This window comes from Companilactobacillus furfuricola, assembly GCF_003946325.1.
GTDB classification, from domain to species: domain Bacteria; phylum Bacillota; class Bacilli; order Lactobacillales; family Lactobacillaceae; genus Companilactobacillus; species Companilactobacillus furfuricola.
Genome location: NZ_RHNT01000010.1, coordinates 43,875 through 67,497 on the forward strand (window position 1 = coordinate 43,875; position 23,623 = coordinate 67,497).

Consider the following 23,623-nt stretch of genomic DNA (forward strand, 5'->3'; position numbering starts at 1 on the left):
TTACACAAATAAAAAAACGAAAGCCACATAAGCTTTCGTTAAATTATTATTGTTGATTAGGATTCAAAGTGCTCAACAAATGCTCATAAGCAGACTCATACTTCTGAACATCCCCAGCACCCATAAAAATCATAACAGCATTATGATAGTCCAACAAAGGAGACATATCTTCAAGCGTCAACACTTCTCCACCCTTATGAATCTTGTTACCAAGATCTTGGCTAGTAATATCACCATGCTTCTCACGAATAGAACCAAAAATATTAGTCAAATAAACTTTATCAGCCATATCAAGCGATTTAGCAAAATCGTCCATCAAAGCCAACGTCCGAGTATAAGTATGTGGTTGGAAAACTGCAACGATCTCTTTGTCAGGATACTTTTGTCTTGCAGCATCGATCGTAGCTTTGATCTCTTGTGGATGATGAGCATAGTCATCAATGATAGTCATATCAGCAACTTGCTTCTCTGAAAAACGTCTCTTAACACCAGAGAATGATTGCAATTCACGATTGATCAAGGCATGATCCAAATGTTCCATATGACCAACACCAATAACAGCAAGAGAGTTCAAAACATTATGTTCACCAAACAAAGGAACTTGGAAATTACCAATGTTCTCGCCTTTGATCGAAACATCAAACGATGAGCCATTGACAGTACGTTTAATATTAGTTGCACGAATATCATCAGATTCATCCAGACCGTAGTAATAAATTGGAGCATCAGCTTTGATCGAACGCGCATGTTTATCCTCGCCCCAAATGAAAATACCCTTCTTCGTCCGGCGTGATTCTGACTCAAAAGCATCAACGACATCGTTGATCCCACCAAAGAAATAATCAGGATGGTCAAAATCAATATTAGTGATAACCAAATAATCTGGTGAATAATCTAGGAAGTGACGACGGTATTCATCGGCTTCAAATACAAAGAATTTTGCATCCTTTTCACCTTTACCAGTTCCGTCACCGATCAAATATGATGTTTTAGCGATCCCACTCAATGTATGGGCTAATAAACCAGTAGTGCTTGTTTTACCGTGTGAACCTGCAACACCGATCGAAGTGTATTCTGAAACTAACTTACCTACCATTTGCGGATAGGTAACTATTGGTAAATGTAAATCTTTAGCTTTTCTGATTTCAACTTGATCATCATCAAAAGCATTACCCTTAATGATCGTCAATCCATCATGAATATTATCCGCACTGAATGGCAAAATCTTGATACCTGCTTGCTCAAGGCCACGTTGTGTAAAAGTATACTTATCGATATCTGAACCTTGAACTTCATATCCTAAATCTTTCAAAATAAGTGCCAATGCACTCATTCCTGTACCTTTAATTCCTACAAAGTGATAAACAGTATTTTCCATAATTACTCCTACTTGAACATTTTCTCAGCGGCAGTAAAATCAAATGCTTCGCCGGCTTTTCCGTCATCTAATACTAAGATCCCTCTTGCTTTAGGGGCATTAGGGATACCTAGTTCTTTGGCGGAACAAATCATTCCGTAGCTATCGACACCACGAAGTTGACCTGGCCAGATCTCCATACCTGTTGGCATAACTGCTCCTGGCAAAGCGACAACAACTAATTGTCCCTGATCAATGTTAGGTGCACCACAAACAATTTGTACTGGCTTGTCCAAGCCGACATCAGTTTGCGTTATATGTAAATGATCAGAATCAGGATGGGCAACCATCTCTTCAACATGTCCGATCACAAACTTTGGAGTAGTATCTTCTGCCAATGTATCTTCAAATCCAGCTTCCAAAATCTCTGAATTTAAGATATCTACTTGAGCTGCGTCTAAATGCATTTGACCATTTTCAGTTAAATTCAATTCTTCAGCAAGCCCGAAAAAATTGAAACCAATGGTCTCATTAGTTTCTTTATTAAAAATTCGAACTACATTATCCTTCTTTTCAGAGGATTGCTTGACGTCGGTATCATCTGCCAACTCAACTATTAAAACGTCACCTAAGACGTCTGGATTATAAAAACTTAGTAACAAGTTAATGCCCTCACTCAAATTTATTTATTGATCACCGAGTCAACAAAATTCTCGACTTCTTCTTTTGTCTTACGGTCTTTATTAACTAGTCTACCAATTTCTTCACCATTTTCAATAATAACAAAACTAGGAATTCCCATAATACCCATATCGCGAGCAATTTCCATGTTATTATCACGATTCATACTGATCCATTCAAAGTCTGAATATTCTTTTTCTAGTTCAGGCATCTTTGGTTCAATAAATTTGCAATCTGGGCACCAATCGGCATGCCAGAATAAAATAAATTTGCCTTGTTTTGTAGCTTCTTTGATATCGTTTGTACCAAAATCTTCAAAATTTTTCATAATAATATTCACCTCATAAATTGAATATACTTTTTTTCATTCAAAACGGTCAATTAAACAGCTCTTGTATAGCCGGATGGACTATAAGAGTGTTAATATAAACATATAAAACATCAAGGAGTGATTTGAATATGAGTAAAAAAGGTATTGGTTCAGTAATTTTTGCTGGAACCGTTTTAGTTGCCGGTGCAGCTGCAACCGTTCTCGTTAAGCATCATTTTGATAGCGAAAAGATTATCGATAAAGTTAAGTCTGTACTTGGAGAAGATAGTAAAGTCATCGGCTCATGGGTTGAACCATTTTATCAACGAGTTGATGTTAATGGTCAATCATCATGGGGTATTGTTGGTGGCGTAACTACAATGGATGACTTCGATGTCTCACAATATCACTTCATTGCTGATGCAGTTTCAGGCGAACTACTAAACATTAAAAAAGTTCAATAAAATTAACTTTCAAAATGGGCTTTCAGGTAATTGATCCTGAAGCCTTTTTTTGAGAATTTTTCTTCATATTCTGTTTGAATATTATCTTGATTGAATTGTTCATTATTATGAAGATCGAGTGACAACTCATCGAACTTCATACCAAAATTATTCATACTGATCAACGAATATTCGAACAGCCCCTGATTATCTGTCTTAAATCGAATGTAACCATCATCTTTTAAAACAACTTGATACTGACTTAAGAAGGCTTTGTAAGTAAGCCTTCTTTTTTCATGTCTAGTTTTTGGCCAAGGATCAGAGAAATTTAAGTAAAGCCCGTCAATTTCGTTTTCTCCGAATAATTCAGTCAATTTCGAACCATTATCCAGCAACAACTGTAAGTTGGGTAGGCGATTCTCAACTTGTTTCTTTAAAAGCAAAGCAATGGCTCCTTCTTGCACTTCCATAGCGATGTAGTTATTTTGGGGATTTTGCTTGGCTAACTCTGTGATAAATCTCCCCTTACCTGAGCCGACTTCAAGAAAGAGCGGCTGTTCCTTCTCAAACTTGCTTTGCCACTTTCCTTGCATACTATCAGGATGGACCGAGATCAGATCCAAATTTTCGTTGATCATATCTTTAGCCCAAGGTTTATTTCTTAATCTCATTAATACTCTCCGTTATCTAAAAATTTTCTTAATTGATGAGGCATGTAAATATAATTCAAAAAGCCAATGACAACTAATCCAGCAACAACGATAATGCCGCTATTGGCCGATAATCCGAACTTATACAATACCGCAAAAATGCTGACGAACCACTGGATCAACAACATGGTGTTACTGATTTTAGTAAACGCAGCGACCTTTTCTTTAGCGGGAACTGGATACAATCTCTGCATCAAATTCTGCATAACTTCTTTAAAGTATGGCTTGAGTTGAAAGCCAACTAGATAAATGAATAGCATTTCTACTACCAATGAAATATAAAAGTTGTCGATCAAACATAATAAAATAACTTGTAAAATAGTCAATCTTAATACTAAGCCGATGTACTCATTATTTCTGATCACTCCACGGGCAAATAAATACAAATACGTATTGTCATGTTTCAACTTGATACCATTGACTGCGAAGTCTAACCACTTGCGACGCTTGATCTTGCTAGAAATACCGGGCACATCAGTGAACAAATTGTAAAATCTCTTAACACGGAACATTCTTTGGTCTTCATCAGAGATAGCTTTTTGCCATTGTAAATGACCTTGATCTACAAATGACGACAATTTTGAATTAAACCAAACCCAAATTGCTAAAAGGATTATTGGAGCTAGCCAAGTAAAGCTATAGCTAGCCAACAAAAGTAATGCTAAAAAGACCAGATTCATGAGGACTGGCAAATTAATGCCCCACATTTTCTCTTTGCCATACAAACCAGCCAATTGAGTATCTAATAAAAGCATCTTGGCAAAAATAGTCGCAGCACCGAGAAAAATAACGTCCCACACGTTCATCCCTGCTGCCTGGACGGCAAAGGGTGACATTAAGAATGTAATAACGGCAATAAAAACAATTGGTAGTATCCGGCTGTAGTTTTCAGCTGATTTGAAATACTGATAAAATTGCTTCTCACGAACTAATAAAAAGGTGCTATCTGGTGCCTCCATCATTGTGGCAAGCTTGCCAGCCTGGACTGTCAAAAGTAGGATCGCTACAACGATCAATTTACCGAACCATAATTCGGAATGGATCGTATCCAATAAATTTGAGTACCAAAAGCCAAGTGCACCTAATAAAACGATAAAGGCTAAAACGAAAGTATCGTTAAATATTAAGCGCAGATACTTGAATTGATTTAGTTGATATCTTTTTAATCTTTCTTTCCATAGTTCTATCATTAGAGATCCTCGTGTGACATTTTGATATAAATATCATCCAAATTAGCATCTTGCATATTGAATTTAGCCTTTAATTCATCCAACGTGCCATCAGCACGGACTTGTCCGTGATTTAATAAAATAAATTTGTCAGCGTGATCTTGAACAGTTGCTAAAATATGAGTCGACATCAACACTGAACAACCAGCTTGCTTCTTCTCTTCAACTAAGTTTAAGAGATCATTTACAGCTAAGGGATCAAGGCCGGTGAATGGTTCATCAATGATAAATAGTCTGGCATCAGTCATGAATGCACAAACGATCATCACCTTTTGCTTCATACCCTTTGAAAAGTTTTGTGGGAACCAGTCCAACTTGTTATCAAGTCGAAATGTTTTCAATAATCGGTTAGCATTTTCCCAAGTTTTGTCGTGATCAAGGTCATAAGCCATGATCGTCAAATCAATATGTTCTCTTAAAGTTAATTCTGGATATAAAATTGGCATTTCGGGAACGTAGGCAATTTTTTTGCGATAATTTTCAACGTCTTGATTCAAACTCATGCCATCGATCAAAATTTGACCGCCGCGAGGAGTTAATAAGCCGATGATGTGTTTAATAGTAGTTGACTTCCCTGCACCGTTAAGTCCGATCAGACCAACGACTTGGCCATCTTCTACCTTGAATGATTCTTTCTTTAAAACAGCTACTTGTCCGTAGCCTCCAGTTAATTCTTTTATTTCTAGTGTCATGGATAAACCACCTATACTGTTTTTAATGATGCTTAATTATGATAACATTTAGATAACTTTGATGCTGATATTGAAAGGGGAAACAAATATGGACGATTGTATTTTTTGCAAAATTATTAGAAATGAGATTCCTAATGTGACCATCTATGAAGATGACGATATCAAAGCTTTCTTTGATATTTCACAAGTTACGCCCGGCCATACATTAGTAGTTCCAAAGAAACACGTTAAGAACATCTTCGAATATGACGAAGATCTGGCTGAAAAAGTATTTAAGAAAATACCTATGCTAGCACGCGCCATCAAAGCATCCAATAAGGATATCATTGGTATGAACATTTGCCAAAACAACGGTGAGATCGCTTATCAAAGTGTAATGCACTCACACGTACACCTTGTACCTCGCTACTCTTCTGATGACGATTTCTCAATGACTTGGGGAGACAACACTGGTAAAGCTTCTAACGAAGAATTACAACAACGTGCTGATAACATCAAGAAAAACTTGGAGGGATAATATGAGTTTTCTTTTCGGATTAGTTTTGGGCGGAATGTCTGGCGTAGCAGCTGAATACTATCAGTCAACTTACGCAACACCCAAACATTATAATAACAACATAATCAAGAATATAAAAGATTTAAAAGGTGATTTAACCACTCTTAAAGACCAGTCTAAAGATGCCGCTAAGACTTTTACAGGCATCAAGGATGACGTTGTTAATTACGCTAAAGACATTGAACCAGACGTTGCTGATTTGAAAGAATCAGTTTCAGAATTGAAAGGAAATATCGAAAAACTGCAGAATTTGGGCAAGTAAATTATGAATTTTTTGTGCTTTTTTTGTTAATTAGTAATATTTAGAGCCATTTTTATGGTATTCTCTTCAATTGTAGACATATTAAATAAGGATGTGTAAAACAATGAACAAACGATTGACTAGATGGCTTTTAGCTATCGCAGGTCTTTTACTAGTTACAGTTGTTGCCGGATGTTCTGGTAATAAAACTGTTGCTACTATGAAGGGTGGACGTATCACCCAAAATGATTACTACAAAGAACTCAAGAAGTCCTCTGCTGGTAAACAACAACTTCAAACCATGATTATTACTAAAGCTCTTGAAAATCAATATGGTAAGAAAGTTTCAGATAAGCAAGTTAACAAAGAATATAACAAATACAAGAGCCAATATGGTTCTTCATTTAGTTCAATTCTTCAACAAAACGGTATGACAACTGCTCAATTCAAGAAGAACATCCGTACAAACTTACTTACAAAAGTTGCCTTAAAAGACAACAAGAAAGTCACAAACAAAGAACTTAAGAAAGAATGGAAATCTTACACACCTAAGATCACTGTTTCTCAAATCTTAGTTGCTAAGAAAGCTACAGCACAAGAAGTTATCACTAAGTTGGACAACGGTGGCGACTTCAGTAAATTAGCTAAACAATACTCAACTGATTCAGCTACAAAGAACAAGGGTGGAAAGATGGACCCATTTGATAGCGATAGTTCAAGTGTTGATACTTCATTGAAGTCAGCCGCATTCAAACTTGATAAAGTTGGCGACTACTCATCAGAGCCTGTTAAGACTCAATATGGTTACAGTGTTATTAAGTTAGACAAGAAACCTGCTAAGGGTAAGATGGCTGATCACAAGGCAGAACTTAAATCGAAGATCTATGCTGAATGGATGCAAGATTCAACAGTTATGCAATCAGTTATTTCTAAAGTCTTGAAGAAGGCTGATGTTTCAATCAAGGATGACGATCTTAAAGATGTTCTAGCTGGCTATGTTTCAAACACAAGCAGCAAGAGTTCAAAATCATCATCTAAATAAGCTTTCAATTTAAAATCCCCTTTTGGGGATTTTTTTATTTGTATTAATTAAAAAACAGCTACTTTCATTAAATTGAAAGTAGCTGTTTTTTTGATAGTTTGATTTATTAGCTATGCTTATAAAATGTTCGATTGTCTAAGCCGAAGATCCTTTCGGAAAATTGGCCTGAATCAGTCTTATCCAGTGCCTTAGAGATCATATTGATCGATGCGTCTATGACATCCAGATTGTGCAATATTTCAGCTTCGAGTAATTTTGGACGTTCTGGAGAACCATACTCTAACAAGCCATGATGCGATAGGACCATGTGACGTAATAAAATCATATCTTCAGATTCTAAAGAAATTCCTAGCTCTTTAGCCGCCTGAACGATTTCCTCATCGACGATAGTAATGTGCCCTATCATATTGCCTTCAAAAGTATACTCTATACCCAGCGTCCCATTTAATTCGATAACTTTACCGAGATCATGCAGACAAGTTCCAGCAAGCAATAATGCTCGGTCCACTTGTGGATATTGTTTGCAAATGTGTTCTGCCATTCTGACCATGCTTAAAGTATGAAAAGCTAGGCCACCTTGAAAATCGTGATGATTTGACTTTGCAGCTGGGCTAGTAAAGAACTTATCATGGTATTTTTTGAACAAATATCTTACGATCCGATTCCAAGAACCATTCGTAATGTGCAAAAAGACATCTTCAAAATCATTTTCCATGTCAGCTCTTTTCTCAGGTGCAGTTTGAACAAATTTTGACATGTCGACAGTAGCGGGATCAATTACTCCCAGACGACTGATCGTAACTTGTGGTTTACCTTGATAAAGATCACGTTTTCCGTCTAGTTGCACGATGGCTCCTACTTTAAAGTCGGCCGCATCTTGTGGGCTAGCATCCCAATATTTACCAGGGATTTGACCGGATTTGTCCTCAAAGACTAATGACAAAAAGTGTTTGCCATTTTTCGCCAAACGATAGTCTGACAACTTGATGACTGCTTGTAAACTCATTTGTTCCCCATTTTGATAATCAGTGATTTTCTTTTCCAATTATTTCCCCTCCAAACTTAAAACGTGTGTCTTTGGCATATTTGCATCGACCTTAGTCGTAACGAATAATATTTGATTATCTTTAGAAATATCTTCGATCAGTTGGTAGATGTTCTTCAATCTTGTTTCATCAAAGTCAACAAACGCGTCATCGATCAAAATTGGTAAATCGACAATTGGATTTATCTCGATAACAAATGCTAAACGTAATGCTAAATATAACTGGACACGGGTTGCCCTTGAAATTTCGTGAACATCAAATTTAACTTTATCTTGTCGCACTAATATTAATGATTTGGTTTTATTGATATTAATATCAATATAATTACCATTAGTCAATGTTAAGAAATATTTTTTTGCATTAGCTAGCATTTTAGGATATCGATTTTCACTGGCAAGGTCGAGCATTTTCTTGATCCAATCACCGGCTAACTTGTTGGCTAACCACTGATCATATTGGTCGAGAATGTCGGCTCTAGTTTGCACTAGATCAGCCTCGACTTTTTGGTAAGCATCGTCAACGAAAACTTGTTTTAACTGGCTATTCAAGTATCCTTTTTGCGTCAATAGGTCATTGATTTGGTGGGAGTTATCTTTGATCTGTTGATTTAATTGTAAAAGATCCGTTTGATATTGCTCTAAATCTTCAATTTGCTCTAAAGCCATACGGTCATCGCCAATAAAATCTTGATCCGCCTTTAATTGATTTAACTCATTTTGGTTATTTTGTTGATCATTGTGTTCCGAGATAAATTTATCAATACTTGATACATGATATTTTGATAATAAAATTTGTAGCTGTTCATTTAATTGTTGCAAATCTTGTTCGGATGATTGCATGATTTGAGATCGACGTAATTCATCTTGCTTGATTACTTCCTGTTTAGCCTGAATCTTATTGAGTTGCGTAAAATACCAATTCATGTCACCAATTAGATCTTGAGGCACAGTATTTGCATTGATCACGCGAACTTTTCTTGATAGATCCAGCCACTTCTTTAATTCAGCAGATTTAGTAGCAATCTTTTCTTCAAGTTGATGTTGTTCTGCTTTAAAATCCGTTAAAGCATTGATCTGTGGCTGAATGGCAATTACTCGCTCAAGCTCGATTCCTGAAGAATTATGTTTGTCTAGGATCGATCGATTAGTTTGTTTGATTTGTGCAGCTTGATCAGTAACTTTCTTGTTGTCATAAAAACCAAATCCAACAATTATCAATCCTATTACGGGAATGATTTTAGCAATAGTAGCCGGAACGACCCAAAGTAATAGCAATAGTATCAGTATAATTCCCAGATAATAAATCTTATGACCCTTTGGTAGTGGCGTCTTTAATTGGTCGATCTCTGATTGATCCATTGATGTCATGGTATCTGTCAAATCAGGGTTTTGCTGTCTTAAATTGTCTGTTTGAAAATCGGATTTACGTAAATCTTCATTTAAATGGTCGATCTCGAACAAAATGTTTTGAATATCATTTTGACGTTGACCCATAAAATCAATATCTGCTTGATTGGCATAGTAATTATCAAGTAAGGCTTTTTCGTCACGATCAATATGATTGTCTGCTCTTTGCTGATCAGAAGTTTGTAAGGTTTCAATTTGCTGGTGCAATCTAACGAATTGGTCCCAATCCGTACTTGTAATTTCTGTTTTAATCCCTAGATCCTTAGCTTCAAGCATTTGTAACTCACGAAATTTGGGGATCTTTTCCACCAACTGCTGATGTCGTTGTTGTTTACTAGTCAACTCCGCATTGTTTTGTTGACAATTATCCAATTGGTTGTTTATTGAATCGAGATCATGATTCAAAGTAATATATTCTTGTTGCTGGTTCTTGAAACTTGCTCGATCTTTTTGCAACTGTTGATACTTCTTAATATTTTGGACTAATGGTTGCTTGATCCCCCGAGCTTTGTAAATATTACTGCTGTCGTTTTCCAACTCTGACGCCATTTCTAACCACTGTTTACTGCCACTTGCTCCCAAGGACATGATCTCAGTTTCCAACTTGTCTTCATTCAAGTCAAACAATGAGCGGATCGTCTGATCATTAAATACATGGGTCTGTTGATAGTCGTCTTTAGTGAAGTCCCCTATAATTTGTGACAGCATCGTTTCGGGAACTTCTTGGGCATCACGAAAAATTGAAACCTCACCATCACCCTTGCCGTCAACTCGGCGAACGATCCAATGAACATCCTTTTCATCCACAAATTCCAATTCTCCACCATAACTTGAGGCATGTTTTGGACGATACTGTTCAAAACGCTGAATCCCCCGACCGGAAGCAAAACCAAACAGGATACTTTGAATAAAGGTCAAAAATGTCGTTTTCCCAGCTTCATTATCGCCCACGATTATTTGATAATCTCGATCCAAGACAAATTCCTGATCGACCCACTTTCCAAAGCCGTATATTTTTACTCTGATTAATTTCAATTTTTCTCTCCGATAAATTTCTTATTAATTGTGCTTTGGGCTAATTGTTTAATATTGTTTAAAAATTCAGGAGAATCAATATGATCTCGAATAATATCCAAATTGTACAACTTGTGGTCAAAGTCCTTAATATCATCTAAATCAAAAATTTGCTCTGCCGCATCATCCCAATATCGTTGATCGATACTGTCTAATTTTTTCTCCGGTTGATAGTTTAAATCAATTCGATAGACAACCCCAAGTTCCGTTTGTGGAAGATAATTCAATAAGTCGCCACGTTCGATCGAACGGATAATTTCTGGATTTAAGCGCTGTGCATTGCTAAATTCAATTGTAAATAAGGTTGGGACATCCACTGCTAAATTTGTCGTTATCCTTTGATTCAAGGAATCTAATGTATCAGCTTGATCAACTAGCACAGAAGTTCTTTCCCAAACATATGTTGAGCTTGGAATAAATTCGAGCTGACTTTGCTGATTGACCACTGAAACGACGTAGAAGCCCTTCATACCAGTCTCATTCAAATTGCGTCCCTGAGTATCGCCCGGATAAACGATATAAGGATCTCTTTGAAGGATCTCTCGCTTATGGATATGACCTAAAGCCCAATAATCATAGGCTTTACTGTTTAATCCATCTAAGGAAAAAGGCGCATATTCTCCACTGATACCTTGTGACCCATGCAACATTCCGATTTGATAATCAACATTTTCACGTGCCGGAAATTCACCGACCTTGTCCTCTTCAATATGCTGTTTATAATAACTAAAACCACTAATGCCAACCTTTGTCCCGTCATGCGTATTCAAGATTTCCGTAGAAACTTTGTCCGAAAAAACATGAACATTTGACGGAAATTTGATCGCAGAAAAGTCATTTCGATAATAATCATGATTTCCATAGATCAAATAAACTTGAATATCATTATCTTTTAAGCGTTGAAATTGATTCTTCAAAAATTCTTGGGCATTTAGAGACCGCTCCGTATTGTCGTAAGTATCTCCGGCTAACAAAACAAAATCAACATGCTGACGCACTGCAGTATTAAACACTTTCGTGGCCGCACTATAGGTTGATTTACGAAGGTCATTTTGGAGTTGCTTCGAAAAATTCTGGATGCTGACAAATGGTGTATCCAAATGTAAATCAGCTGCGTGAATAAACTTCATGTACACTCCTCCTGAAAAAAAAAGCCCAGGCAAAATATTTCGCCCAGTCTTTAATTTAAATTAGCCTTGATAAATTTCTGCGATAGGCTTTGAAATGATCTTGTTTAGTTCTTGCATCATTGAATCAACTTTTTTCTCTTTGTCCATTAAGTTAGTGATTTCTGAAAAGTTTTGAAGTTGATCAGTCAATTTATGCATTTCTTCAACATCAGCATCTGTGATCTCTTGACCTTGCATTTGTTTTTGTTGAAGAGCAAATTGTTCATTTTGCACCTTATCAAAAAGCTTATAAGCCAAATCGTTAGCTTTAACAGCTTCAAAGGCGAGCTTCAAGTCTGCAACTTCTGTTGAGGCTCTTAAGTCTTGTTCCAATTTGTTGGCGCTATCGTAAATATTCATATGATCCTCCTATTGACCAAAAAAATTCTTGATTTCATTATACCATTCACTAGCTTTATCTTTTACACCGTTTACTCCATCTTCAAATGATTTTATGAATCCATTATCACTATCACCGGAATCATCATCTTCATTTGCAATTTCAGCAGCATCTTTAGTGTTGAAAGAAGTCCCAGCTGTGGCTGGTAAAATGTTTGTCATTTCGTTTTTAAATAAAGCTGCGATGCCATTTTCATTGGCACCTTGGATAAAGTGAGTCGAATCCGTATTATCGAATCCGATCCAACTGGAAACTACTACATCAGGAGTATAGCCGATCATCCACTGGTCTTTAGTACCATTCATCCCATACGATTTAGGGACTTCAGTACTACCAGTCTTACCCGCGATCTTATAGCCTGATGGTTTGGCATTGGCACCAGTACCATAATTATAAACTCCGAGCATCATACTGGTCATTTCTTTGGCGGTGTCCTTACTGATGATCTGTTTAGTTGAATTGCTTGAATTATCAACGATCACTGTTCCAGTTGCATCGACAATTTTCGTAATGAAGTGAGTATCAGCTAATTTCCCATTATTAGCGAAGGCTGTATAAGCTTTGGCCATTTGAATAGGAGATACTCCGGTAGATAAACCACCTAATGCCAATGCCAAGTTTTGATCCTTTTTGTTCACTTTAATACCAAAGTTTTCGACTGAAGATACGCCCTTTTTGACGCCGATCTTATCCAACAATGCTACAGCTGGAACATTCTCACTTTGTGCTAAAGCCTTATACATTGGGATCTCATCTTGATACAAACCATCAGCGTTAGTTGGCGTATACTTATTCTTACCAAAACTCGTGATCTGATCCGGTAGATCAGAATCATAACTATAACCATTTTGCAGCGCTGGTGTGTAAACAGCTAACGGTTTGATAGTTGACCCTGGTTGTCGTTTCATTTGCGATGAAGTAGCACGGTTAAATCCTCTGAAGGTGTGCTCACCTCGTCCACCGACCACAGCAAGCACGCCACCGGTCTTAGGGTCGACAGCAACTGATGCCCCTTGGACTTGTTTACCATCACTGGCATTACTTGGGAACAAATAATTGTTATCGAAAGAATTCTCCATTGAAGTTTGCATACTTTGATCCAAAGTCGTATAGATCTTGTATCCTTTATTCAAAATGTCATCTTCTTTAAGGCCGTATTTATTAACAGCTTCATCAATGACTGCATCGAAAAAATAAGGATATTTATATGAACTAGACTCCTGATAATTATCCGATAGCTCGATATCAGAGTTTTGATAATATTTAGTTTGATCGGAACTTAATTTATTATTTTCGACCATCAGATCCAAAACTAAATTACGACGTGCTTTCGAATTCGACATACTGTCGATCGGATTGTATGCATTCGGGCTCTTTAAAATTGCTGCCAGCACGGCCGCTTCACCAGGATCAAGCTGACTGGCACTCTTACCAAAATATTTTTCAGATGCATCTTGAACGCCCCAGACACCATTTCCAAAATAAGCATTGTTTAAATACATCGCTAAAATAGACTTTTTCGAATATACTTTATTTATCTCGATCGATAAAAACAGTTCTTCACCTTTTCTGGATAAAGTTTGCTTTTGCGTCAAGAGCGCGTTCTTTGCTAATTGTTGCGTCAAGGTACTACCACCACTAATTCCACGGTGAAGCACGTAATTGACAGCAGCACGAGCATAGCCTTTAACGCTAAAGCCAGGGTTCGTCCAAAAGGTACGATCCTCTGTAGAAATTACTGCATTTTGAATGTTCGTTGAAATCTTATCTAACCCGACGTATGTCCCTTTGCGTGAATACAAAGCACCCGCGTCATCGCCATCTTTGTCAATGACCATCGTCTTAGTTTGCAAAGATGCCTTTAAATTCTCAATATTTGATGTCTTAGCTTTAAATGTCCAAAAACTACTTAGAACTAAGATCAATGTTAATAGGATCAGGATCAGCCAGCGAGTGACTTGGAACCTTTTCCAATATCGTTTTATATATGACCAAGCAACTTTTAGTTTTGGCTTGAGCCAATCCCAAAATCCTCGATTGTTTTTCATAATTCTCTACCTCTGTAAAAACAAATTTTACCATACAATCGATTCAATTCCGTTAATTAGAAAAAATCTTTAAGGAGTCTAACATCTTGTACCAACGAAAGATTACTTATCATCAACAAAACGGCGAAATATTGAATATTCGCCAACTTCTAAAAAAATGGCTGATCCCCAAAAAATGGCAACACTACTTCAGATCAGAGCAATTAGTTTTGATCAATGGACAGTATCAGCCGTTCAATACCATCATCCATGATCAAGATATCATCACTTTGAATTTCGATTTTCCACCACGAACTAGCGATCAAAATTATTTACCAGGTAATCGACAAATTGACGTAGCTTATGAAGATAGCGACGTTTTAATCGCAAACAAACCCGCTAATGTCAAGACACATCCAAATTTAGCCACTGAATCTGATAGTTTATTCAACGACGTGAAAACTTATTTATCCCCGGCAAAACCTTATATGGTTCATAGAATTGACATGATGACTTCTGGGCTAGTTTTAATTGCCAAATCACCCTATTTGGTACCGATCTTTAATCGGCAATTAACTACCAAGACATTACAAAGAAAATATTTGGCCATCGTTCGTCTAAACAACAACATCCCTGATCGTGGCCAGATAGATCGACCTATCGGACTGGATCTTGAAGACAAAAGAAAACGTAAAACCGATCCAAACGGGCAGCCAGCATTAACTGACTATTATATATTACGCAAAAACAATAATTTTGCCTTATTGAAAGTGATTTTGCATACTGGTAGGACCCATCAGATCCGGGTCCATTTAAAAAGCCTTGGCGTCCCCATAGTAAACGATCCTTTGTATGACGATGACTGTGACAATGGGCAAATGTTACTCAATGCTAACGAATTGAGCTATCAAATACCCTTTTCGAATGATTTTAAAACTGTCCACATTAAACCAGATCCAGCAATTGAACAATTTATTCAAACGCACGATTTAAAAAAGGTATCAAAAAATCTTTAACGATTTTTTGATACCTTTATTTATTTGATCAATTGCATGACGACACTGATAAGTGCACCGATAACCAATAAACCGACATAATACAACGTTAATCTAGTGGTTGCCTGCAACACAGTGTTGAGATTTTTCTCCGTTGGTGCTTTTAAAAATGGTCTGAATTTATCCCAAATGCTTGGATAAAATAAAATCAGTAATAAAGTCACATACGGAACAACTTGCATCAATGCCAAAATTGGCACTAGTAAAAATGCACAAGCCCAACTAGCTTTAAACAAGCTTAATGAATTATGTTTGCCAATTCGTTCAACTAATGAATCCGATAATTCAGCACTTTCTTCCAATTGCGTTACATTGCTAGCGATGATCACTGAAAAAACCGCAAATGTATTAGGCAAGCAAAGAACGACAATATCAATGATCGAACTAGAATCAAGTTTCCCTGAACTAGCTAAACCGAGATAAATAAATGCGACTGGAATAATTACCGTGGTAACTACCGCCATCAAACCTTCACCTAAAACAGTTTGGTTGAGAGGCTTGGGGCCTGAAGTGTACAAAAGTCCTAAAACTAGCCCTAAAATTGCGACGACCAAAATAAACCAACCAGTACTATAAACCAAATATGCCGTTATTACTAACGGAATAAATGCCAGTACATAAACCATCTTCCGAGCGTGCGAAAGCGATTCGCGATTGACACCTAAAGCATTGATCTGCTTGTGAACAATACTAGGTCTAGAAGAACGATAAACATTATAATTATTGTGAAAATTCAAAATCATATGAAAAATCACTACTGCTAATAGTCCTAAGACACCATTAACAAAATCAAAAGTCATAAATTTTGTAAAAGCATAGCTGATAACTAAAACCATCAAGCAAATATCAAGCAAGTTTGATTTTACATCAGAAAATTCCCTAAAAAGTTTCCAATCCAAAGTTTTACACCTACTACATTTCCTCTGGTGCCTTCACACCTAATAAGGCTAGAGACATTTGCAAGACGATCGACACTGATTTAACTAATGCCAAACGTGCATTTAATCCCGAGTCCTCTGTCAAAATCTTACTATGAGCATAATATTGATTGAAACTCTTGGCAAGTTTTAATGAGTATTTAGCAATAACTGATGGTTCATATTTTGCACCAGCACGACTAACGATCTCTGGAAATTCTTGTAACATCTTGATCGTATCCCAAGCTTCGCTATCGGCTAATGCAAGATCTTTGGCATCAGCAAAATCATTCTTACCGGCTTTTCTTAAAATACTTAAAGCACGGGCATTAGTGTATTGAACGTAAGGACCCGTTTCTCCTTCAAAACGAACAACTTCTTCAAGATTAAAGTCAAAGTTATCGCGTCTTTCATTCTTGAGGTCGTGGAAAACTACCGCACCAACACCAACAGCTTCAGCAACTTCATCTTTATCTTTCAAGTTAGGGTTCTTCTCTTCGATTTGCTTCTTAGCAAGGTCAACGGCATCATTCAAGACATTTTGAAGTAAGATAACATTTCCCTTACGAGTTGAAAGCTTCTTACCATTGGCTGTGATCAAGCCAAATTCAATGTGATGAATATCATCTGACCAGTCATAACCCATCATCTTGAGGACGGCCTTTAACTTCTTGAAATGTTCAGCTTGTTCACTACCAACTACGTACAGTGATTGAACAAAATTGTATGTATTCTTACGATAAATAGCTGCAGCCAAGTCACGAGTAATGTAAAGTGTTGCCCCATCAGTCTTTCTGATCAAGGCTGGTGAAAGATCTAGATCAGAAAGATCAACGATCTCGGCACCACGACTCTCTTCAAGTAATCCTTTATCTTGAATTGTCTTAATAACATCGTCCATCTTGTCATTGTAAAAAGCTTCACCGTTGTATGAGTCAAAAGTAACGCCTAAACGATCATAAACTTTTTGGAATTCTGAAAGTGACAATTCTCTAAACCATTTCCAAAGAGAAAGTGCTTCTTCATCGCCATCTTCCATCCGTTTGAACCAAGCACGAGCTTCGTCGTCCAGTTCTGGTTTTGTTTCAGCTTCTGAATGGAAACGAACGTAATATTTAAGCAAATTATTGATTGGGTCTTTTTCAACGTCTTCTTTTGAACCCCAAGTCTTATAACCAACGATCAATTTACCAAATTGTGTTCCCCAATCACCCAAGTGGTTGATCTTAATAGGCTTGTAACCTAATTTAGTAATGATCTTAGCAATGGAGTTACCGATAACGGTCGAACGGAGATGCCCCATTGACATTGGCTTAGCGATATTAGGTGATGACATATCGATAGGAACATTGCCACCCTTACCTTCATCTTGATCACCGTAGTCAGCTTGCTTGGACAAAATAGTATGCAAAATATTATCTGCAAAACTAGCTTTATCTAAGAAAAAGTTGACATATACGCCAGTGTTAACGACTTTTTCAAAACCAGATTGATCGATTTGAGCAACAAGCTCTTCGGCAATCATGTTCGGTGCCTTATGTAAAGATTTAGCCAAAATAAAAGTTGGAAAGGCAAAATCCCCCAAGTCAGAAGACTTAGGTTTTTCGATCAAGTTTGTTAATTGTTCACTGGTGATTTCTTCAGGAACAACTTTAGTTAATGCATTAACTACTAGTGTTTTTGAATCCATATTTTCCTCCAAATTAAAAAAGTCTCTTCCAATACATTTTATATTGAAAGAGACGAGATTTCCCGCGGTACCACTCTAATTGATTAAGATCCACTCATTTAAAAAATATTCTAATTTAAAAAAAGGTGCGACTCAATCTAGAATTGATCAGCTTTCACCAAATCTGATCTCGCTTGGAATTGTTTGATTAATTAATCCTTTTTTATGCATTAAAATATTAGCACACACAGGCCTTGGTCTCAAGCATTTTCACAATTATGCTTTGGGAATAAACAAATTGCCCAATGTTGCAGCCATAATTGCTTTGATCGAGTGTTGTCTGTTCTCAGCTTCTTCAAATTGACGAGCATATTTACTTCTGAACACTTCATCAGTAACTTCCATCTCAGTCAATCCATATTTTGCTTTGATATTTTTAGCGTAGTCAGTAGTAACATCATGGAAAGCTGGCAAACAGTGCATAAAGATCATTTCACCTTCTGGCATTTGAGCTTTCTTCAACATCTCCATGTTCACTTGATAAGGCTTCAACAGCTCGATTCTTTCAGCCCATTGATCTTCTTCACCCATGGAAACCCAAACGTCTGTATAAATGACATTTGAGCCCTTAACACCTTTATCAATGTCATCAGTGATCAAAATCTCGCTACCAGATTTATCCGCATATCCTTGGGCCAAATCAACGATAGCTTTTTCCGGATGTAATGAATTTGGTGCAACGATATGAATATTGACCCCTAACATCGCACCAGCAACTAAGAAGCTATTGGCCATATTATTCCGACCATCACCAACGAAAGTTAACGTAATTCCCTTCAGTTTACCGAAAGTTTCCTTAACAGTCATAAAATCGGCAATCATTTGCGTAGGATGCCATTCATCAGTCAAACCATTCCAAACAGGAACACCGGAATATTTGGCAAGATCCTCAACAGTTTGTTGCTTAAAACCACGGAACTCAATCCCATCGAACATACTACCCAAGACCTTAGCAGTATCCTCAACACTCTCCTTCTTATTCAACTGAATATCATCTTTACCCAAAAACTCCGGATGAGCACCAAGATCAATAGCAGCCGTGGTAAAAGCCGATCGAGTACGAGTCGAAGTCTTCTCAAAAAGAAGAGCAATATTCTTACCCTCCAAATAATGATGGGGAATATTTTGTTTCTTCAAAGCTTTAAGATGCAAGCCAAAATCAATAAAATATTCAAATTCAGCAGGAGTAAAATCCTTCTCCTTCAAAAAACTGCGACCTTGAAACACCGAACTCTCTTTACCTAAATAATCCAAATCGTGTTCCTCCTCTAATCATTTTTAATATTAGTATAATTATTATTTAATGTTTTGTCATATATATTTCCCAAATTATTAAAAAACAGAAAAATAAATAAATAGAAAAATGGAAAAAATGACGAAGAATAGAGCAATCAAAATAAGGCGGGAGCAAAGCGACAGCCAGAAAGAAAAATAATCCCCATAATAATCAATCATTGCAGCAATCACCGTCAGGAAAAAATAAGCGGAGCGAAGTCCCGCGAACCGGGAAAAGAATAAGTGATCAAGACAGACAAAGTATTCAAAGAAAAGAAGGAAGCCCCTACTCCCCACCAGAATAGATAAAACTTGAGATAGACATGTGAGAAATAGGACGAGCAAACAGTGCCAACTTGCTCAAAATAGATCGGTAATTCTCAAAAAAAGAGGGGGATTATGACTCCATCTAGACGGAGGGGCCCGGGGATACAGACCTCAGTGGTGAAATTTCTCTTGGTGACGAAGGAGCCTAGAGAAAGGTGCAGTTTTGAAATAAGCGAGCGCACTTTGCTCGATTGGTTCAAAATGTGCCCACCACGTTCCCGACCTTAGTTGTTCGGTGGCGTAGCCACCACCATAACCGGTTGCGCAAGTGCGTTAGCACTTACGTTCCTTTAACGTATCCCCGGGCCCTGGAGTCGGCATTGAACGTAGCAGCCAAACAACTACCTCCAAACCCCAACCACCAAACAAACTAACAGACTCCATCAAAGAAAAACGCCACCGTCCGCCATAGCTCTCTTATATCAATAAAAAAAGCCAGGCATCGAACGGATCCGATAACCTAGCCAATTCCAAAACTATTTCTTAGCCGTAAACTTGTCATAAAGAATGAATGCCTCACCAAGCACATCTCCACCGAGAGTACCAATAAATGAACCTAATTTGGTTTTAATTTTAAACATGTGTGTCACTCCTTCAACGTATTATAACTTAACAAATATATTGTAAACATATTCCGTAATGAAAGCAATTACATTATCTCTATATCACCTGAAAAGCCAAAATAACAATTTCATTAAAAAATTATTGCAAAAAAATAGTATTTTTTTCATAAACCAGGTATAATTCAACATCATAACTATACGTATACGGAGGGACTACCATGCGAAAACACGATTCCAATTTGACCAATAAACTATCGCTGATCAACAGTAATGCTGCTAAAATGTCAGACACCACCGAGATAGCCTTCACCGATCTCTTCCCCGAAACTTTCATGAAAATCCACACAAATTGCAACAATATCGAAGAATTCCTAAAACCGCTAAACGTCCAAACAAATGAGGACTTCGCGAAAATTTCTAGTACGCAATTAGATAAACACATCCAAGACAACACCAATTTTGATAACTGGAAAGACATGCAACACAGTGCCTGGGCTGACTTCTTATCAGAACGACTCGGATATTAAAAAGACGAATTTCAGTATGAAAGCGACTGAGATTCGTCTTTTTAAATGGAAAAATGTTAAGACTGCTTATTTCTTCAAATCGTTAGATTTTTCGATCGTAGCATCGATACCTTTGATCACGGTTGAAATAAATCCGTTATCTTCAAGATTTACCAATCCTGCAACCGTAGTACCGCCTGGTGAACTGACATTATTGATCAAAGTCCAAGGTTCCTCTTTCGTGTCACGGATCATCTTGGCACTACCAAGCACTGCTTGACTAGCAATATCATTAGCCAGATCTTTATTCATACCATTTTTTACGGCAGCACGGGCAATACTGTCAACAAATAAGTATGCATAAGCTGGAGAACTGCCCGAAATAGCCGTAAAAATATCAAACTGGGATTCTGGCAATTCGTAAACCGTCCCCACGCTATTAAAGAGCGCTTTGACCTCTTTGAGTGCATCATCAGAAACATATTCGTTAGACGTCAACGCGATCCCTGCTTCTTTAACGATCACATTAATATTAGGCATCAAGCGAATAACCGGCGTATTAGCATTCAATCTAGCCTCGATCTTGGAAACTTCTAATCCAGCAGCAATTGAGACCACTGTTTTTTTGGAATTGATCAGATCTTTATTATCCGACAAAACTTGCACCGCTGCACCAGGTCCCACAGCAATAACGATCAAATCACTCTGCTTGATCAGATCGGAATTAGATTGAGCTACATTCAACCCTAAATCAGCGTGCAACTGATCAACTTTTTCTTGATGAAGATCAGAAATAAATACATCATCAGCGGAAACAATCTTATTCGATAAAATACCAGTAACAATAGCCGAAGCCATCTTCCCTGCCCCAATAAAACCTAATTTCATAATAAGCCTCCTCATTGGAATATTTATAATCTATTATAGATTAAAACATTGATCGTTTGATATTAATCGCAGAAAAAGATCCAAAGGATGATCACGAAATAGCGTTAAAAGATAAAATATCATCAATCGAAATAAGATAGTGGAAGACGACGCTCAGCTGCTAAACCGGAAGCCGCTGTCATCTGGAACTCATTTCCAAACAAAAAGGACGACACCAAATTGATGTCGTCCTTTACTCTATATAAGCGAACTACGAGAACTGTACCCGTAGCAACATCAGACATTATAATACCAGTGTTTCCAGAGCTTTTCAAGCACTAATTTTAAGTCGTGACACACTCATGACACACAAAGTGGGAGTATAAGTTTAATCGCCAGTCTTAATTGACCAGCGTTTTTTGTATAAAAATAAAAAAATACCCACCACCTAAATTAATAGATGGTGGGTATTTGTGCATTTTGAAATTTATTCAATATCAAGTTGAAACAATTATTGTTAAAGAGATTTATTTTTTAACATCATTAAAACTAAAGTTATAATTTTTACTTTTGAAACCATATCTATCATCATTATAAATCATATGGTGAGGATCTATGAACAAAGGATAAAAGTATAAGCTATCATTATAGTTCGCCAATCCAACATAAACTCTTAATCCATTATGGTTACCAAAGGCAACTTCCCAAATCTCTTCATCAGGATCAAGTTCAAAATTATTAATTTCTTTGTTTATTAATTCTGCAAAACTTTTCTTTTTATCTTTCAAAATATGACAATGCCTATAGTGATTACTAACTATTTCCTTGCCGTGCTCTTTCAAAAAGGGAATCAATTCATTTAGCAAAATATAGGCAACAAAGCAAGCTTCACCAGCATCTTTATAATAATTATTGAATTTTTTATTAAGATTTATAGACTTCATCCAATTTGGATAACAAGAAAATTCAACACTGACATTACCATGGGTATTTGAAAAATCAAAATGATTTTTAACATTTTTATGAGGGCAGATTGTATTACTAAGTCTTCGTCTCTTTGAATTTTTAATCTTCGGATACCCTCTTTATATAACAAGAAAAAATATCTTGATCACTTATCATGTTATTAGATGATTCAAGTGGTGACAAATCCTTTCTTGCATTAATCCACGGTGATTCCTGATGTGTAATACTTTCTAATTGATCTGCAGTATATTTACCATATACATCTATTACTTGATTTAATATATCATCAATTTCGTCAGGCAACTTAACGACCTTGCCTTCATATTTAGGAATATTATTATAACCACAATCCTTATAATGATGATAAATATCCATCAATACTGGACCATGTGCCCATGCTTCAAAACTATCATTAAAAAGTTTATTCTCGATGTGGTCTGATGAATCATTTGTAAGTGTTAAAACCCAAGAATAAGCATAGTAAAGCATTTTCTGCAATTTTTTAGGTGACATACTAATTCGACTCAAAAACCAATTTGCAATTTCTTGAGAAGTAATTTCTACATTATTTGCTTTTTTCACAACTGCTCCCCTCCAATCAACAATTATTTTTTATTCCATATGAATAATATCATCTTTGCTGCTGTAATTGTTAGGTTTCCGTATTTTTTAATCATTTTTTCGTTAACTTCATCCAATTGGATGAGCTTATATTATCAAAAACTTAAAGTTTAAATAAATTATTCTACAAGGCAACAAAAAAGCCCACACCTAAATTAATAGATGTGGGTCTTATTGTATCTTTTATCCCTTGAATCCACTACCTTGCTGGAATTTTACTGGGATATATTCATCTGTGGAAACTTGGTAGCACCAACCTACATTAGGTACTTTAAATAGTTCTTCACCGGTTGCCCATGAAGTTCCACCTTTAAATAATTGGTTGCTGTCCTTTATGCTTTGACCTTTAGAATTGTATGCATTAACTCCGTAACCGTCTAGATAGTTAATAACGATCTTGCCAGCCTTGTCAGT

The 23,623-nt window shown here is 36.7% G+C and carries 23 protein-coding genes and 1 pseudogene; 6 read left to right on the forward strand and 18 right to left on the reverse strand.

From position 1 onward, the window contains the following. Positions 1–46: 46 nt before the first annotated feature. The 3 genes from murC to EKM78_RS04920 are packed head-to-tail and all read right to left on the reverse strand — an operon-like array spanning position 47 to position 2,366. Entirely contained in the window at positions 47–1,378 is a 1,332-nt protein-coding gene (murC, locus tag EKM78_RS04910; protein ID WP_125769965.1) for a UDP-N-acetylmuramate--L-alanine ligase, read from the reverse strand. Between the two features lie 8 nt (positions 1,379–1,386). Then, positions 1,387–2,019 carry a YtpR family tRNA-binding protein gene (gene ytpR, locus EKM78_RS04915; protein ID WP_125769967.1) on the reverse strand — a complete coding sequence of 211 codons (633 nt, stop codon included), beginning with the start codon at positions 2,017–2,019 and terminating at the stop codon, positions 1,387–1,389. A gap of 20 nt (positions 2,020–2,039) precedes the next feature. Further along, on the reverse strand, positions 2,040–2,366 hold the full coding sequence (locus tag EKM78_RS04920; RefSeq protein ID WP_125769969.1) for a thioredoxin family protein: 327 nt from the start codon (positions 2,364–2,366) through the stop codon (positions 2,040–2,042). 131 nt (positions 2,367–2,497) lie between these two features. Here EKM78_RS04920 and EKM78_RS04925 point away from each other — a divergent pair, with 131 nt between their 5' ends. Continuing rightward, positions 2,498–2,812 carry a hypothetical protein gene (locus tag EKM78_RS04925; protein WP_125710882.1) on the forward strand — a complete coding sequence of 105 codons (315 nt, stop codon included), beginning with the start codon at positions 2,498–2,500 and terminating at the stop codon, positions 2,810–2,812. Between the two features lie 2 nt (positions 2,813–2,814). On the opposite strand, the gene trmB is transcribed toward EKM78_RS04925, so the two are convergent. The 3 genes from trmB to EKM78_RS04940 are packed head-to-tail and all read right to left on the reverse strand — an operon-like array spanning position 2,815 to position 5,422. Next, positions 2,815–3,462, reverse strand: a complete 648-nt coding sequence (trmB, locus tag EKM78_RS04930) for a tRNA (guanosine(46)-N7)-methyltransferase TrmB (protein ID WP_125769971.1) — start codon at positions 3,460–3,462, stop codon at positions 2,815–2,817. Further along, complete coding sequence (locus EKM78_RS04935; protein WP_125769973.1) at positions 3,462–4,691, reverse strand: ABC transporter permease; 1,230 nt, start codon at positions 4,689–4,691, stop codon at positions 3,462–3,464. The genes trmB and EKM78_RS04935 overlap by 1 nt, the downstream gene beginning before the upstream one ends. Then, positions 4,691–5,422 carry an ABC transporter ATP-binding protein gene (locus EKM78_RS04940; RefSeq protein WP_125769975.1) on the reverse strand — a complete coding sequence of 244 codons (732 nt, stop codon included), beginning with the start codon at positions 5,420–5,422 and terminating at the stop codon, positions 4,691–4,693. The genes EKM78_RS04935 and EKM78_RS04940 overlap by 1 nt, the downstream gene beginning before the upstream one ends. Before the next feature lie 88 nt (positions 5,423–5,510). Between EKM78_RS04940 and EKM78_RS04945 the strand changes: the two genes are divergently transcribed. The 3 genes from EKM78_RS04945 (at position 5,511) to EKM78_RS04955 (ending at position 7,261) form a co-directional block, all read left to right on the forward strand. Further along, positions 5,511–5,939, forward strand: a complete 429-nt coding sequence (locus EKM78_RS04945; protein WP_125769977.1) for an HIT family protein — start codon at positions 5,511–5,513, stop codon at positions 5,937–5,939. Position 5,940: 1 nt separating this feature from the next. Further along, positions 5,941–6,240: a hypothetical protein gene (locus tag EKM78_RS04950; protein WP_125769979.1), complete on the forward strand. Its 300-nt coding sequence runs from the start codon at positions 5,941–5,943 to the stop codon at positions 6,238–6,240. Positions 6,241–6,355: 115 nt separating this feature from the next. After that, on the forward strand, positions 6,356–7,261 hold the full coding sequence (locus EKM78_RS04955; protein ID WP_425453531.1) for a peptidylprolyl isomerase PrsA: 906 nt from the start codon (positions 6,356–6,358) through the stop codon (positions 7,259–7,261). Positions 7,262–7,367: 106 nt separating this feature from the next. On the opposite strand, the gene EKM78_RS04960 is transcribed toward EKM78_RS04955, so the two are convergent. The 5 genes from EKM78_RS04960 to EKM78_RS04980 are packed head-to-tail and all read right to left on the reverse strand — an operon-like array spanning position 7,368 to position 14,404. Continuing rightward, positions 7,368–8,306 carry a 3'-5' exoribonuclease YhaM family protein gene (locus EKM78_RS04960; protein ID WP_125769983.1) on the reverse strand — a complete coding sequence of 313 codons (939 nt, stop codon included), beginning with the start codon at positions 8,304–8,306 and terminating at the stop codon, positions 7,368–7,370. Further along, positions 8,307–10,748, reverse strand: coding sequence for an ATP-binding protein (locus tag EKM78_RS04965; RefSeq protein ID WP_164507207.1), 2,442 nt, complete (start codon positions 10,746–10,748; stop codon positions 8,307–8,309). Continuing rightward, positions 10,745–11,917, reverse strand: coding sequence for a metallophosphoesterase family protein (locus EKM78_RS04970; RefSeq protein ID WP_125769987.1), 1,173 nt, complete (start codon positions 11,915–11,917; stop codon positions 10,745–10,747). The genes EKM78_RS04965 and EKM78_RS04970 overlap by 4 nt, the downstream gene beginning before the upstream one ends. A 60-nt stretch (positions 11,918–11,977) precedes the next feature. After that, complete coding sequence (locus EKM78_RS04975) at positions 11,978–12,316, reverse strand: YlbF family regulator (RefSeq protein ID WP_125769989.1); 339 nt, start codon at positions 12,314–12,316, stop codon at positions 11,978–11,980. A gap of 9 nt (positions 12,317–12,325) precedes the next feature. Next, positions 12,326–14,404, reverse strand: a complete 2,079-nt coding sequence (locus EKM78_RS04980; RefSeq protein WP_125769991.1) for a PBP1A family penicillin-binding protein — start codon at positions 14,402–14,404, stop codon at positions 12,326–12,328. Between the two features lie 86 nt (positions 14,405–14,490). On the opposite strand from EKM78_RS04980, the gene EKM78_RS04985 reads away from it, so the two are divergent. Then, positions 14,491–15,399: an RluA family pseudouridine synthase gene (locus EKM78_RS04985; protein ID WP_125769993.1), complete on the forward strand. Its 909-nt coding sequence runs from the start codon at positions 14,491–14,493 to the stop codon at positions 15,397–15,399. Between the two features lie 20 nt (positions 15,400–15,419). Here EKM78_RS04985 and EKM78_RS04990 read toward each other — a convergent pair whose 3' ends face one another. From EKM78_RS04990 to argF, 3 genes are all read right to left on the reverse strand, one after another. Beyond that, the gene (locus tag EKM78_RS04990; protein ID WP_125769995.1) at positions 15,420–16,337 is read right to left on the reverse strand and encodes a prenyltransferase; all 918 of its coding nucleotides are present in this window, start codon (positions 16,335–16,337) and stop codon (positions 15,420–15,422) included. 13 nt (positions 16,338–16,350) lie between these two features. Then, positions 16,351–18,045: an arginine--tRNA ligase gene (gene argS, locus EKM78_RS04995; RefSeq protein ID WP_125769997.1), complete on the reverse strand. Its 1,695-nt coding sequence runs from the start codon at positions 18,043–18,045 to the stop codon at positions 16,351–16,353. A 255-nt stretch (positions 18,046–18,300) separates the two neighbouring features. Then, the gene (gene argF, locus EKM78_RS05000; RefSeq protein ID WP_125769999.1) at positions 18,301–19,338 is read right to left on the reverse strand and encodes an ornithine carbamoyltransferase; all 1,038 of its coding nucleotides are present in this window, start codon (positions 19,336–19,338) and stop codon (positions 18,301–18,303) included. Positions 19,339–20,467: 1,129 nt separating this feature from the next. Between argF and EKM78_RS05005 the strand changes: the two genes are divergently transcribed. Beyond that, on the forward strand, positions 20,468–20,776 hold the full coding sequence (locus tag EKM78_RS05005; RefSeq protein WP_125770001.1) for a hypothetical protein: 309 nt from the start codon (positions 20,468–20,470) through the stop codon (positions 20,774–20,776). Between the two features lie 66 nt (positions 20,777–20,842). Here EKM78_RS05005 and proC read toward each other — a convergent pair whose 3' ends face one another. The 4 genes and pseudogenes from proC to EKM78_RS12565 form a co-directional block, all read right to left on the reverse strand. After that, positions 20,843–21,643 (reverse strand): pyrroline-5-carboxylate reductase, encoded by an 801-nt coding sequence (gene proC / locus EKM78_RS05010; protein ID WP_211334333.1) that lies wholly within the window; start codon positions 21,641–21,643, stop codon positions 20,843–20,845. Between the two features lie 506 nt (positions 21,644–22,149). Then, positions 22,150–22,566 carry a hypothetical protein gene (locus tag EKM78_RS05015; protein ID WP_125770005.1) on the reverse strand — a complete coding sequence of 139 codons (417 nt, stop codon included), beginning with the start codon at positions 22,564–22,566 and terminating at the stop codon, positions 22,150–22,152. 121 nt (positions 22,567–22,687) lie between these two features. Next, positions 22,688–23,170 (reverse strand): Panacea domain-containing protein, encoded by a 483-nt coding sequence (locus EKM78_RS05020; RefSeq protein ID WP_245994783.1) that lies wholly within the window; start codon positions 23,168–23,170, stop codon positions 22,688–22,690. A gap of 222 nt (positions 23,171–23,392) precedes the next feature. Next, positions 23,393–23,623: pseudogene (locus EKM78_RS12565) on the reverse strand (hypothetical protein); the annotation flags it as partial.